The sequence below is a fragment of the Staphylococcus taiwanensis genome (assembly GCA_020544305.1).
Taxonomy (GTDB): Bacteria; Bacillota; Bacilli; order Staphylococcales; family Staphylococcaceae; genus Staphylococcus; species Staphylococcus taiwanensis.
Genome location: CP058667.1, coordinates 1,519,520 through 1,534,435, shown reverse-complemented (window position 1 = coordinate 1,534,435; position 14,916 = coordinate 1,519,520). Strand labels below are relative to the sequence as shown.

General features: G+C 30.5%; 11 protein-coding genes. 8 read left to right on the top strand and 3 right to left on the bottom strand.

Annotated elements, in window-relative coordinates; all coding sequences use genetic code 11:
• The first annotated feature begins 215 nt into the window (after positions 1-215).
• The 4 genes from HYI43_07270 to HYI43_07255 all read left to right on the top strand — a co-directional run bounded on the left by HYI43_07270 (position 216) and on the right by HYI43_07255 (position 5,874).
• Complete coding sequence (locus HYI43_07270) at positions 216-458, top strand: YneF family protein (protein ID UDI78350.1); 243 nt, start codon at positions 216-218, stop codon at positions 456-458.
• A gap of 168 nt (positions 459-626) precedes the next feature.
• Entirely contained in the window at positions 627-1,094 is a 468-nt protein-coding gene (locus tag HYI43_07265; GenBank protein ID UDI78349.1) for a DUF1453 family protein, read from the top strand.
• 616 nt (positions 1,095-1,710) lie between these two features.
• Complete coding sequence (locus tag HYI43_07260; protein UDI78348.1) at positions 1,711-2,835, top strand: exonuclease SbcCD subunit D; 1,125 nt, start codon at positions 1,711-1,713, stop codon at positions 2,833-2,835.
• 3 nt (positions 2,836-2,838) lie between these two features.
• Entirely contained in the window at positions 2,839-5,874 is a 3,036-nt protein-coding gene (locus tag HYI43_07255) for an SMC family ATPase (protein UDI78347.1), read from the top strand.
• 71 nt (positions 5,875-5,945) lie between these two features.
• On the opposite strand, the gene mscL is transcribed toward HYI43_07255, so the two are convergent.
• The gene (gene mscL / locus HYI43_07250) at positions 5,946-6,299 is read right to left on the bottom strand and encodes a large conductance mechanosensitive channel protein MscL (GenBank protein ID UDI78346.1); all 354 of its coding nucleotides are present in this window, start codon (positions 6,297-6,299) and stop codon (positions 5,946-5,948) included.
• 164 nt (positions 6,300-6,463) lie between these two features.
• On the opposite strand from mscL, the gene HYI43_07245 reads away from it, so the two are divergent.
• The 4 genes from HYI43_07245 to HYI43_07230 all read left to right on the top strand — a co-directional run bounded on the left by HYI43_07245 (position 6,464) and on the right by HYI43_07230 (position 13,637).
• The gene (locus HYI43_07245; GenBank protein ID UDI78345.1) at positions 6,464-8,107 is read left to right on the top strand and encodes a BCCT family transporter; all 1,644 of its coding nucleotides are present in this window, start codon (positions 6,464-6,466) and stop codon (positions 8,105-8,107) included.
• A 299-nt stretch (positions 8,108-8,406) separates the two neighbouring features.
• Complete coding sequence (gene acnA, locus HYI43_07240) at positions 8,407-11,112, top strand: aconitate hydratase AcnA (protein UDI78344.1); 2,706 nt, start codon at positions 8,407-8,409, stop codon at positions 11,110-11,112.
• 92 nt (positions 11,113-11,204) lie between these two features.
• A complete protein-coding gene (locus HYI43_07235) occupies positions 11,205-11,675 on the top strand; it encodes an acyl-CoA thioesterase (protein UDI79285.1) in 471 nt (156 codons plus the stop codon).
• Positions 11,676-11,957: 282 nt separating this feature from the next.
• Positions 11,958-13,637 carry an IS1182 family transposase gene (locus tag HYI43_07230; GenBank protein ID UDI78343.1) on the top strand — a complete coding sequence of 560 codons (1,680 nt, stop codon included), beginning with the start codon at positions 11,958-11,960 and terminating at the stop codon, positions 13,635-13,637.
• On the opposite strand, the gene HYI43_07225 is transcribed toward HYI43_07230, so the two are convergent.
• A complete protein-coding gene (locus tag HYI43_07225; GenBank protein UDI78342.1) occupies positions 13,634-13,933 on the bottom strand; it encodes a hypothetical protein in 300 nt (99 codons plus the stop codon). The genes HYI43_07230 and HYI43_07225 overlap by 4 nt on opposite strands.
• A 353-nt stretch (positions 13,934-14,286) precedes the next feature.
• Entirely contained in the window at positions 14,287-14,895 is a 609-nt protein-coding gene (gene plsY / locus HYI43_07220; GenBank protein UDI78341.1) for a glycerol-3-phosphate 1-O-acyltransferase PlsY, read from the bottom strand.
• Between the last annotated feature and the right edge of the window lie 21 nt (positions 14,896-14,916).

Below are 14,916 nucleotides of genomic sequence, written 5' to 3'. Positions count from 1 at the left end.
AAAAAGGCTTTCGCAAGAAAGTCTTTTTTTAGTTTTGCATCAAAACCATTTCCAAATTGATTGAATCTATTTATAATAATTATTTTAAAAAAATTGAATTACAAGAGTTAAATGATTTGTTATGATAACAAATGAATGAATAATTACAAACTAGCTCTTGAAAAGAGAATAGTAATTTAGTAAAATTCAGTAGGATATAGAAAGTGGGTGAAACAATGGCAACGTGGTTAGCAATTTTATTAATCATTGTAGCGCTTATCGGTGGACTAGTTGGTGGTTTCTTTTTAGCAAGAAAATACATGATGGATTATTTGAAAAAAAACCCACCTATTAATGAAGAAATGTTACGTATGATGATGATGCAAATGGGGCAAAAACCGTCTCAAAAGAAAATCAATCAGATGATGACAATGATGAATAAAAATATGGACCAAAACATGAAAGGTTCAAAAAAATAAGTTTTAACTAGGATTGTAAGACCATAAAGGTTTACAATCCTATATTTTTGTAGTACAACAATTTTAGTATTAAAAAAGTTATAAAAGATAAAGATATATATTTACTTATATGATTTTTGAAGGTATATAATAGGTAGTATTAGTTTATGAATATGAGAAGGTGTAATATTGGCGTATTTAATATTTTCAATTGTAGTTGCATTGGTAATGGGAATCGTCGTTATTGTGATTCGTATGAAAGCACAAAAATTCCCAGTTAATGAAAAGAAAATTATTTTGCCTCCATTTTTTATGGCCACTGGTGCTCTAATGTATGTGATTCCTTACTTTAGATTGACTGGAGCAGAGATATTAGAATCTTTAATCCTAGGTGTACTTTTTTCAACAGTATTAATTTGGACAAGTCGTTTTGAAGTGCAAGGCAGTAACATTTACATGAAAAGATCTAAAGCTTTTCCAATTATTTTAATTTCATTGTTAATTATTCGAACTGTTATTAAAATATTTATTAGTAGCTCAATTGATCCGGGTGAAATTGGCGGAATGTTCTTCTTATTAGCATTTTGCATGATAGTTCCTTGGAGATTAGCAATGTTATATAAATTTAAAAAATTAAAAAAGACAATCGTTTTATAAATTAATTGAGTCTGGGAAATAAATCCTAGTGAAATTGCCAGTAAATGAGTTTTTATATATTCATTTACTGGCTTATTTATTTGTATTACGTCGCATTGCTGGCGTGCTTATATAATGACAGTATCTATAGTAGTTCTTAAATAGATTTTCATGTTGAAATCTATTTGCTAGAGCCCACACGCAACGTCATTTATTATCCATCTTTAGAGCTACTTACCTAAGTACTATTCCACTTAGGTTAATTAAAATTACTGTTCCCCCAGGACCTTCACGACTCCACTTTGTAATCTATCTTAGAACTACTTATTCATGTGTGTAATTAAAATGAGCACTTTAAATTAGTACATACTCAAAAGTATTGTCAATATATTAAAAAAAGGACTTTCATATAATTAATAAACATCACTTAAATAAGTTAATGAGATGCAGTATGTACAATGACTGTAAAATCGTTCAACTTATTTAACTAATCGAAACTCTAGTAATTTTTAACACAGAAAATAGATGTATTACGACATTTGAATAATTTTGTTAAAACAATCCCTTTTGTGTTTGAAATAAAGAGATATTTTAGTTATAATAAATACGAACAAATGTTCTTATCAGGAGGGGTCGTATGAAAGTAATTCACACAGGTGATTGGCACTTAGGAAAGATTTTAAATGGTAAACAATTTCTAGAAGATCAACAATACATATTAGATAAATTTATAAAACAAATTCAAGAAGAAAAACCTGACTTATTAATTATTTCGGGGGATATTTACGATACAACATATCCAAGTAAGGAAACAATAAAATTATTTGAAGAAACAATTAGTTTAATTAATATTGGAATGAAATTACCAACAATCATTACAAATGGAAATCACGATGGTAAAGAAAGATTGAATTATGGTTCGTCATGGTTTTTACATTCGAATCTCTACATAAGAACGAAATTAGATGATATGGCTAGTCCAATAACTATAAATGACATTAATTTTTACACGCTCCCCTTTGCTACAATCAGTGAAATTAAAGCGTTTTTTGAAGATGATAGTATTCAAACATATGAACAGGCTACACAAAGATGTATAAAACATATTTCTAACTATTTAAATCAAAATGAAATAAATATACTCATAGGTCACTTAACTATCACTGGCGGGAAAACATCAGAGTCAGAAAGACCATTAACGATTGGTACTGTTGAAAGCGTAGATAAAGTTAATTTTAATATTTTTGATAAAGTTCTTTTAGGCCATCTACATCATCCATTTAGTATTAGTGATGAGATTATTGATTATAGTGGTTCATTATTACAGTACTCTTTTTCAGAAGCAAATCAACCTAAAGGGTATAAGCGGCTTATTATAAATTCTAAAAGCAATATTGAGACTAAATTTATTCAATTAAAACCTAAAAGAGAACTTGAAGTAATTGAAGGAGATTATCAGGACGTCATTCAGGGCGATTTGCCAGTAAAAAATAAAGAAAATTATTTCCATTTTAAGCTAAAAAATATGGCTCATATTACTGACCCAATGATGCGCTTAAAACAACTGTATCCCAATACACTATCTTTAAGTAATTTAACTATAAGTAATCAAAATGAATTTCGTCAACAAGCGTTTAAATTAGAAGATGATCCTTCGATAGTTAGAAATTTTTATAAAAGCATCACTGATAAGGATTTAACTGAGTATCAATCAAAAAAAATCAATGATTTACTAAATCAAATTATGAATAAGGAGGTATAAACGGTGAAACCATCTAAATTAACGCTTACAAATTTTGGTCCATTTTTGAAAGAAACAATAGATTTCGAAAAAATTGACGATGAGCAATTGTTTTTAATAAGTGGTAAAACGGGTTCTGGAAAAACAATGATATTTGACGCTATTGTATTTGCTTTATTTGGTAAAGCTTCCACTGAAGATAGAAACGAAAGTGGTTTAAGAAGTCATTTTGCCGAAGGAAAGTCTCCAATGATTGTTGAGTATCAATTTAAGCTCAATCATAAAATTTTTAAAATTATTCGACAAGGAGCTTTTGTAAAAGAAGGTAATTCAACACCTACCCCAGGCAAATTAGATGTATATGAATTAGATAATAGCACCCATCAATTCGAACTAAGGGAAAGTAAAATAAGCTCTGGAAATAATTTTATTAAAGATTTATTAGGTATTAATGCTGACCAATTTAGACAATTATTTATCTTGCCCCAAGGAGAATTTAAAAAGTTTCTTGTATCTAACAGTTCTGAAAAACAAAGTATTCTAAGAACATTGTTTAATAGTAGTCGCTTTGAAGAAATGCAAAATTTACTTCTTGAACAGGTCAAAAGTGAAAAAAAACAAATTGAAACTCGTTATGATCAAATTCAAATGCTTTGGGATAGTGTTGAATCATTTGATGACGATGAGTTAATGCAATTAAAGTTAATCAATAGTCTCCAAACGAAAGAAATAGTTAATGCAATGCCTCGTTTCAAAAAGGTAGGTTATCAATTAAATGATGAATATGAAAAAATGAAATCTAAATACTACGCTTCACTTAATATGTTAAATCAAAAAATTGACGAAAATAATAGTTTGATCAATTCGTTAAGTGAGTTAGATAATTTAAAAAAAAATATGCATCAATTAGATGAGAAAAAAGAAGATATTGAAAAATTAAAAAAAGAACTTCAAAAAATCAATGAAGTTAAACCACTCAATAACTTATATCAACAGAAAAATAGTAAAGAAGAGAGAAAACAACAATTACAATTGAAATTAGAATCTACAAAAAATGAATTAAACACGGTTACTAATAAATTAAATATAGTTAATAATAAATATTCAAAACTTCTGGAACAATCTGAAGACATTGAAAATAAAAATGAATATCTTAAGAAAACTAACCAATTTTTTAATAATATAAACAAATACAGTAATGCTTATCAAGAAATTGTGTTAAATGATGAACAAATACAAGAAACTAAGCAAGAGCTTGAAAAAAAAGAAATAGCAATTCAAAAATTAGAAACTAGTATTGATGATATCAATATAGATAGTGATAGTATAGATCAATTGACTCAACAAATTTATCAATTAAAAAGTGAGTATGACAAAAAAGTTATACTTAAGAAAAATAGAGATAAATATATTGAATTACAAACACGTAAAGAAGATAAATTACATACACAAGAAAATCTAAAAAATGAAATTTTAAGTTTAACAAACCAACTTGAAAATGTTGATAAAACCAACATTGATTTAAATGATAAAAAAACGTTTGTTAAAGAAATTCAACAGGCATTGCATATAGGTGATGTATGTCCAATTTGTGGTAATCAAATAGAATCATTGAATGAACATATTGATTTTGAAAAAATCAATAAAAATCAACAGTTACTTAAAGAAATCAATAACACTATTAATACAAAGAATAAAGAATTAGTAGAAATTGAAACAACAACTAAACATATTAGTGAGCAAATGAATGAATTAGATTTCGATAAAGATGAAATCATAAATTTAAATGAAATAGAACGACACCTCAATAGTGCAAATGAGGAAAAATTAAAATTACAGCAACAAAAAGAAAAACTCGAAAAAATAAAGCTCGAATTAGAAAATGCAAAAGAAACCAAACAAGAATTGAGAATTAGTTATGAAAGGTTAAAATCGTTAAAGCAACAAAATGAAATATTAATTAATGATTTTGAAAAAAGTACTCAGTATACACATGTTGAAAAGTTTAGAGCATGCTTTGATAACTTTAATAAAGAGACTAAAGATTATCAAAATCATTTGGAGCAACTTAATAAAGAGATTCAACTACATAAGCAAAGTATTACACTTGAAACTAACAATAAAGAAAATCAAATCAATCAAATCAATGATTTAAATAAAGAAATTGAAGAATATATTAATAGTATTAATGAAGAAATGACTAGAGTAGGTTTAAAATCTTTTGATGAAGTTGAAGAATTATTCTCTAAACTATCTTCAAAAGATGAAATAGAAACTGAAATTAATAATTTTGAAAAAGAATATCATAAATTGTCTTTTGAAATCGAACGTTTAACTCGTATAACAAGCGATAAACAACCAGAGGATGTTTCTGAACTAAAAAATGAAAAAGAGAAAATTGAACAGAAATATAATAGTTTTGTAGAAGCAAGTGCTACGATTCAATTTAAAATACAGAAGAATGAAGAGAAATTTGATACGATTTTACAACATATAGATTATTTAGATAAAGAATTGAAAGAACAACAAGAAATATTTGAACTGTCTGAAATACTTTCTGGGAAAAATAGTCAAAAATTAACGCTCGAAAATTATGTGCTCATTCATTATTTAGAACGAATTATTGAGCAAGCTAACATACGACTTAAACGAATGAGTGGAGAAAGATACCAGCTGAAAAGAAGACAATCCATTTCTCAAGGATACAGTGGTTTAGAAATAGATGTGTTTGATTTCCATACAAATAAATCGAGACACATTAGTTCTTTATCTGGTGGAGAAACATTTCAAGCATCACTCGCATTAGCATTAGGATTGAGTGAAGTAGTTCAACAAGAATCTGGTGGTATTACTTTAGAATCTATGTTTATTGATGAAGGCTTTGGAACATTAGATCAAGAAACCTTAGAAACTGCACTTGATACGCTCATGAAACTCAAAACGACAGGAAGAATGGTCGGTATTATTTCTCATGTAAGTGAGTTGAAGCAACGCATACCTTTAATATTAGAAGTATCAACAAATCAATATCAAAGTCAAACTAAGTTTAAATGGAACTAACTAATCAAAAAAGGCACAATAGCATCTAATTATTTTAAATAACTAGGTGTTATAGTGCCTATATAATAAATTTATTTTTGTCTTAATAAATCGCGAATTTCTGTTAATAAGACAGTGTTTTCTTCAATTTCTTCTTCTGGTTCTTCTTTTTTCATTAACGTATTTGCAATTTTGACAAATATAAATAATGCAATTGCTACGATTAAGAAATCAATAATAGATTGGATGAATAAACCGTATTTAATTCCCCAGAATTCCCAATCTTTAGCAAAATCTACTGAACCGAATATTTTACCAATTAAAGGCATGATGATATATGTAACAAGTGATGTAACAATTTTATTAAAAGCTGCACCCATAACTACAGCAATTGCTAAATCTAATACATTGCCTTTTAAAGCAAATTCTTTAAATTCTTTTAACATTATTCTATTACCTCTCCCTTTAAGAATAAAATATATTATACAACATATAAATTATTTAGTAAATGTTGAATTTATTGAAAATTTGATATTCAATAAATGCTTTGTTATTCTGTAATATAGTACTTTGAAAATTAAATATTAGGGATGAAAGGAGTAATAAAATTATGAATTCTTCTTCTGAAGGAAACAAACAAGGTAAGAAGTTTTCACCAGTTTTTATTTATAGTGCTATTGTAGTTGCAATTGTTGTTTTAATTGGTGCATTTTTACCTGAACAATTTGGTTCAATTACTGGCGCTATAAGTGGTTGGATTACAGAAAAACTCGGCTGGTACTACATGATTTTGACTACTGTTATTGTATTCTTTTGTATCTTTTTAATTTTTAGTCCAATCGGTAAGTTAAAGCTAGGTAAACCTAATGATAAGCCTGAATTTAATACTGTTTCATGGTTTGCTATGTTATTTAGCGCCGGAATGGGTATCGGTTTAGTTTTCTATGGTGCTGCTGAACCAATGTCAGATTTTGCTTCACCACCAAATGCTGATCCTAAAACTACAGAAGCCTATACTGAAGCATTACGTTCTACATTTTTCCATTGGGGCTTCCATGCTTGGGCAGTTTACGGTGTCGTTGCACTTGCTTTAGCATATGCACAATTTAGAAAGAACGAGCCAGGTTTGATTTCAAGAACTTTACGTCCAATTCTTGGTGATAAAGTTGAAGGACCAATTGGTACGATTATTGATGTTCTTTCAGTATTTGCCACAGTTGTTGGTGTAGCTGTATCTCTAGGTATGGGTGCATTACAAATTAATGGTGGTTTAAATTACTTATTTGGTATTCCAAATAATGTATGGGTTCAATCTATTATTATAGTAGTAGTAACAATTTTATTTATCATGAGTGCTTGGTCAGGATTAAGTAAAGGTATTCAATATCTTAGTAACTTAAATATTGGCTTAGGTGCTTTATTAATGATTGTTGCTTTAATTATCGGACCTACAGTTTTAATTTTAAATATGTTTACTAGTTCAACAGGTAGTTTACTAAATACTTTTTTATTCAATAGTTTTGACACTGCGGCATTAAATAGTCAAAAACGCGAATGGATGTCTTCATGGACCCTTTATTATTGGGGTTGGTGGTTAAGTTGGAGCCCATTCGTAGGGGTGTTTATTGCTCGTGTATCTAAAGGACGTTCAATTCGTGAATTTATATCAGGTGTATTACTTGTACCTGCAATCGTAAGTTTCTTATGGTTCAGTGTATTTGGAGTATTAGGTATTGAAACAGGTAAAAAACATCCTGATTTATTCAAAATGACTCCTGAAACACAATTATTTGGTGTCTTCAACCATGTACCATTAGGTATGGTGTTATCAATTGTTGCATTAGTATTAATTGCTTCATTCTTTATTACATCTGCCGATTCAGCTACATTTGTACTTGGTATGCAAACGACATTCGGTTCTTTAGAACCATCAGGTATGGTTAAAGTAACTTGGGGAATCGCACAATCTCTAATTGCTTTCATTCTATTACTTGCTGGTGGTGGAAATGGTGCAGATGCTTTAAATGCGATTCAAAGCGCAGCAATCATAAGTGCCTTTCCATTCTCCTTTGTCGTCATAATGATGATGATTAGTTTCTATAAAGATGCTAACCAAGAACGTAAATTCCTTGGATTAACATTGCAACCGAATAAACATCGACTAGAAGATTACGTTAAATTACAACAACAAGATTATGAATCTGATATCCTCGAAAAACGTGAATCTAGACGAAACGCCGAAAAAGAAAAATAATATATAAATTAAAGACCTTAAATGCTTAAGTTAGAGTATTTAAGGTCTATTTTTTGTGAAAATTAACTAAATCAAAAGAGGTAATTCGTTAATATCAATGAAAATCATTCTCAATTAATAATATTTACTTATTGCACATTCATAGTATGATAACATTTACTTATATAGTCTGATTATAAATGCGAATGCTAAATCGCATGAAATATAGGGTTATACAGTTGTTTTGAAAATCATATAATTATACAATTTATTTAAAGGCATATAAATATGAAATTTTAATATTCAAGGGGGATAAACAAATGACTTCTAACATAAAGCAACAAGCTAAAAAAACATTTGAAGTTAATGGTCAATCATATACTTACTATGATTTAAAAAGTTTAGAAGAACAAGGTTTAACAAAAGTTAGTAAATTACCTTACTCAATTCGTGTTTTATTAGAATCAGTGTTAAGACAAGAAGATGAATTCGTTATTACTGATGAACATATCAAAGCATTAGGTAACTTCGGCAAAAAAGGTAACGAAGGTGAAGTTCCTTTTAAACCTTCTCGTGTTATCTTACAAGACTTTACAGGTGTTCCAGCAGTAGTTGACTTAGCGTCATTACGTAAAGCGATGAATGACGTTGGTGGGGATATTAATAAGATCAATCCAGAAGTGCCAGTAGATTTAGTTATTGACCACTCAGTTCAAGTTGATAGCTATGCTAATCCTGACGCTTTAGAACGAAATATGAAATTAGAATTCGAACGTAACTACGAACGTTACCAATTTTTAAACTGGGCAACTAAAGCATTTGATAACTATAATGCTGTTCCACCAGCAACTGGTATCGTGCACCAAGTTAACTTAGAATATTTAGCAAGTGTTGTTCACGTGCGTGACGTTGAAGGTGAAAAAACGGCTTTCCCAGATACATTAGTAGGTACTGACTCACATACTACAATGATTAACGGTATCGGCGTATTAGGTTGGGGTGTTGGTGGTATCGAAGCTGAAGCGGGCATGCTTGGTCAACCATCTTACTTCCCAATTCCAGAAGTAATTGGTGTGCGTTTAACTAACTCATTACCTCAAGGTTCTACAGCTACAGACTTAGCTTTACGTGTAACTCAAGAGTTACGTAAAAAAGGCGTAGTAGGCAAATTTGTCGAATTCTTTGGGCCTGGTGTAACAGATTTACCATTAGCAGACCGTGCGACTATCGCAAATATGGCTCCTGAATATGGTGCAACATGTGGTTTCTTCCCAGTTGATGAAGAATCACTTAAATACATGAGATTAACTGGTCGTAAAGAAGAACATGTTGAATTAGTTAAAGCTTATTTAGAAGAAAATGATATGTTCTTTACTGTTGATAATGAAGACCCTGAATATACAGATGTAATCGATTTAGATTTATCTACAGTTGAGGCATCATTATCAGGACCTAAACGTCCTCAAGATTTAATTTTCTTAAGTGATATGAAAAAAGAATTTGAAAAATCAGTTACAGCACCAGCTGGTAACCAAGGCCATGGCTTAGATGAAAGTGAATTTGATAAAAAGGCTGAAATTAACTTTGCTGACGGTACGACTTCAACTATGAAAACAGGTGATATTGCAATTGCTGCAATCACTTCATGTACAAACACTTCTAACCCATATGTAATGTTAGGTGCAGGTTTAGTTGCTAAAAAAGCTGTAGAAAAAGGTCTTAAAGTACCTGAATTTGTTAAAACTTCATTAGCACCAGGATCAAAAGTAGTAACTGGTTACTTACGTGATTCAGGTTTACAAGAATATCTTGATGATTTAGGTTTCAACTTAGTTGGTTACGGTTGTACAACATGTATCGGTAACTCAGGTCCATTATTACCTGAAATCGAAAAAGCAGTTGCTAAAGAAGATTTACTTGTTACTTCAGTTTTATCAGGTAACCGTAACTTCGAAGGTCGTATCCACCCACTAGTTAAAGCAAACTATTTAGCTTCTCCTCAATTGGTAGTAGCATATGCTTTAGCAGGTACAGTTGATATCGACTTACAAAACGAACCACTTGGTAAAGGTAAAGATGGAGAAGACGTATATTTAAATGATATCTGCCCAACTATTCAAGAAGTTGCTGATACAGTTGATAGCGTTGTAACTCCAGAATTATTCTTAGAAGAATATAAAAACGTTTATAGCAATAATGAAATGTGGAATGAAATCGATGTTACTGATGCGCCATTATATGACTTCGATCCAAATTCAACATACATTCAAAACCCATCATTCTTCCAAGGTTTATCTAAAGAACCAGGAACGATTGAACCATTAAAAGATTTACGTGTTATGGGTAAATTTGGTGACTCAGTTACAACTGACCATATTTCTCCAGCAGGTGCTATCGGTAAAGATACGCCAGCAGGTAAATATTTACAAGATCATGATGTAGCTATCCGTGACTTCAACTCATACGGTTCACGTCGTGGTAACCATGAAGTTATGGTGAGAGGTACATTCGCAAACATTCGTATCAAGAACCAATTAGCACCTGGTACAGAAGGTGGTTTCACTACTTATTGGCCAACTGATGAAGTAATGCCAATTTATGATGCTGCTATGAAATACAAAGAAGATGGTACTGGCTTAGCTGTATTAGCAGGTAACGACTATGGTATGGGATCTTCACGTGACTGGGCTGCAAAAGGTACAAACTTATTAGGCGTTAAAACAGTTATTGCTCAAAGTTATGAACGTATTCACCGTTCTAACTTAGTTATGATGGGCGTGTTACCATTACAATTTAAAGATGGTGATTCAGCTGATTCACTTGGTTTAGATGGTAGAGAGGCAATTTCTGTAGACATCGATGAAACTGTTCGTCCTCATGATATTGTCAAAGTTCACGCTAAAAAAGAAAATGGCGACGTAGTTGATTTTGAAGCAATCGTTCGCTTCGATTCTCTAGTTGAATTAGATTACTATCGTCATGGTGGTATTTTACAAATGGTATTAAGAAACAAATTAGCTCAATAATTTAGATGAAAGCCATGCTGACTTTATGTTGGCATGGCTTTTTTATGTTACTATTAAATGTGAATGATATTGGAAAAGAGGTACACAGAAATATGATTTACAGTATGACTGAAATTGAGGCTAGATATCAAGAAACTGATAAAATGGGCGTGATTTATCATGGTAATTATGCTACATGGTTTGAAGTAGCACGCACAGATTATATTCGCAAGTTAGGTTTTAGTTATGCGGACATGGAAAGAGAAGGCATCATTTCTCCTGTAATGGATTTACAAGTTCAATATAAAAAATCAATTTTCTATCCTGAAAAGGTAACCATAAAAACATGGGTAGAAGAATATTCAAGACTTAGATCAACTTATTGTTATGAAGTCTATAATGAAAATGGAGCGCTCGCTACAACAGGCTCAACACAATTAATTTGTATGAAAGCAAGTAACTTTCGACCTATTCGTTTAGATCGCTATTTCCCAGAATGGCACAAAACCTATAGCCATGTTGATAAATTGAATAAAGAAGGAAAAGACTTCGAAGTCACACAACCTAAAGATCTAGAAATATAAACCATATTAAAGGAGTCTGGGACATAATTCCTAGAGAAATAGCCAGTAAATGAGTTTTAACAAATTCATTTACTGGCTTCTTTATTTACAATACTCCGTATTGTTGGCTCGCTTTCTTAGGGGACAGCTTCAGCCTGTAGTCTTCAGCTTGTCCTGTTCCCTCAAGAGTCTCGCCAAAATACTTTGTATTTATATGTAATTTTACATTGTAATACTTTAAAAAAATAAAGCACTTTCGTATAATTTAATAAACATCACTAAACTAAATTAACGAGGTGCCTTATGTATAAAAATTATAACATGACTCAACTTACTCTACCAATGGAAACTTCAGTTCTTATCCCCACAAATGATATTTCACGACATGTAAATGATATTGTTGAAACAATTCCTGACAATGAATTCGACGAATTCAGACATCACCGTGGTGCAACTTCGTACCATCCTAAAATGATGTTAAAAGTGATTCTATATGCCTACACACAATCTGTATTCTCAGGTCGTAAAATAGAAAAAATGCTTAATGATAGCATCCGAATGATGTGGCTATCACAAAATCAAAAACCTTCTTATAAAACAATTAATCGATTTAGAGTAAATCCAAAAGTAGATGCTTTATTAGAATCTTTATTTATTCAATTTTACAGTCAGTGTATAAAACAAAATCTTATAGATGATAAAGCTATTTTTATTGATGGTACAAAAATTGAAGCAAATTCCAATCGATATACATTTGTATGGAAAAAGAGTATTCAAAACCATGAATCAAAGATGAATGAGGATTCTAAAGCCCTCTACCATGAATTGGTAACCAATAAAATCATACCGGAAATCAAAGAAGATCATGATAATGAATTAACAAAAGAAGAAATAGATTTGATTGGTAGTCATTTAGATAAAGAAATCGAAGATTTAAACCAACATATCAACAATGAAAAATGTACTAAAACAAGAAAACAAATACGTCTCAAAAGAACTAAAATCAAAAAATACAAAAAGCAAATCAATGATTATTCTGAGCGAAAGTATCGATACGAATTTCAAAAATCTATTTTAAAGGATAGAAATAGTTATTCTAAGACAGATCATGATGCGACATTTATGAGAATGAAAGAAGATCACATGAAAAATGGACAACTTAAGCCAGGGTATAATTTACAAATAGCGACAAATTCCCAATTTGTTTTATCTTATAATGTGTATCAAAATCCAACGGATACTAGAACGATGATTCCATTTTTAAATTCAATTCAAGAGACCTACGGTCATTTACCTGAATATATTGTAGCTGATGCAGGTTATGGTAGTGAATCAAATTATATGGCAATTATAGATGACTTTAATCGAACGCCACTCATAACATATGGAATGTTTATAAAAGATAAAACTAAAAAATATAAAAGTGACATCTTTAATACTCAAAATTGGGACTATGACGAAATTAATGACGAATTCATTTGTCCGAATAATAAACGGCTAGGTTTTAAAAGATATGCCTATCGTCATGATAAGTATGGTTACAAGCGAGACTTCAAATTATATGAATGTGACGATTGTTCAGAATGTCCTCTGAAAAATCAATGTATGAACTTCAATTCAAAAACAAACAAAAAAATAATGAAGAATTATAACTGGGAATATTTTAAATCCCAAATTAACAAAAAGCTTTCAGAACCAAAAACAAAAAATATCTACAGTCAAAGAAAAATTGATGTGGAACCTGTTTTTGGATTTATGAAGGCTATTTTGGGTTTCACTCGGATGTCTGTCCGAGGACTCAATAAAGTCAAAAGAGAACTTGGTTTTGTATTAATGGCACTTAATATAAGAAAAGTAGTAGCTCAACGAGCTGAAAATAATCAAAAAATTTATAAAAAAGACAATTTCTATATTATTTCAATAGAAATTGTCTTTTATTCACTTATCCAAGAACTTTATGTCCCGGACTCTTTTATGACTTAATTTGTTTTAGAATATGCAATTTCATCATCGTGATCGACTTTTTCAACTAGAACTTCGCTATCTTCGAAATACCATAAGTCTTCTGCAGAAACGACTAAAATTAAATTATTATAATTTTCTTCATAGCCAATCTCGACGTCTTCTCTAGGTTCAACACGAAACGCAGGGCTGAAACCTTGTTTAAGTTGAAATTCGCCACCGTATCTGACATAAAACTGTAGTACTTTATTATCTTCAGGTAAATCTAATTCATCTTTAAACCATTCTACTGCTTGATCGGTTAGCTTGATTTTCATTACATCATCCTCCTACGTTTTTTATCTATTAATTATATAATCATTTTCAAAAATAACTGTTTGAATTATAACATATTAGTAGTTGCTATTAAGCTATTTAGCTTGAATGAAATTATAAAGGAAAGAAAAAGAGTCAGACTAAATTCAAATTGAATTCAATGTCTAACTCCGCATAGATGACTAGGATTAAGAAAGCTTGCAAAATATGCTTCCTCAGTCTAATCAGTAACTACATACTAGCAACAGTCGTTTAAGTCCTGAATACTTCTCAATGACCCTATAAATGATATATTTGTATTAAGTTAAATATAGCTTAGACACATTTTCAGGACCTTATCTTTTTTATTAATTATTTACATCCATTTGATTTTAGGTTCTTCACCTTTAAAAATTCTCACAATATTTGTACGATGTCTGACGATTAGTATAATTGAAACAACTAGACTCATTCCAAACAATATGTAGTCTTGAATAATAAGCGAGCCTATGACACAACAAATGGCGGCAACGATGCTTGAAAGTGAAACATATTTAAATACGTACAACACACCAAAGAAAATAATTGCTAAAATAAGGAGTAAAATAGGATTCACACCTAATACAACACCAGCACTTGTTGCTACTGCTTTACCACCTTTAAATTTTAGATATATTGGATATACATGACCTAGAATAGCAAATAAGCCAACAATTAAGCCATGTGTGAAGAACGTGCTAAGTGGTCCATCTGCATGAACAGGAAACCATATTGGAAAGAATACAGTAATAAACCCTTTAAATATGTCTAAGAAAGTGACTATAAAGCCAGCAGGTTTACCGAGCACACGGAAACTATTTGTCGCTCCAGTATTGCCACTTCCGAATTGTCTTATATCTTTTTTAAAAAAGAGCTTTCCTATAACATATCCATTAGGAATAGCACCGATGAGATAGCTTGAAATTAGCATGAGAACTATCATCATATAACTTTACACATCCTTTAA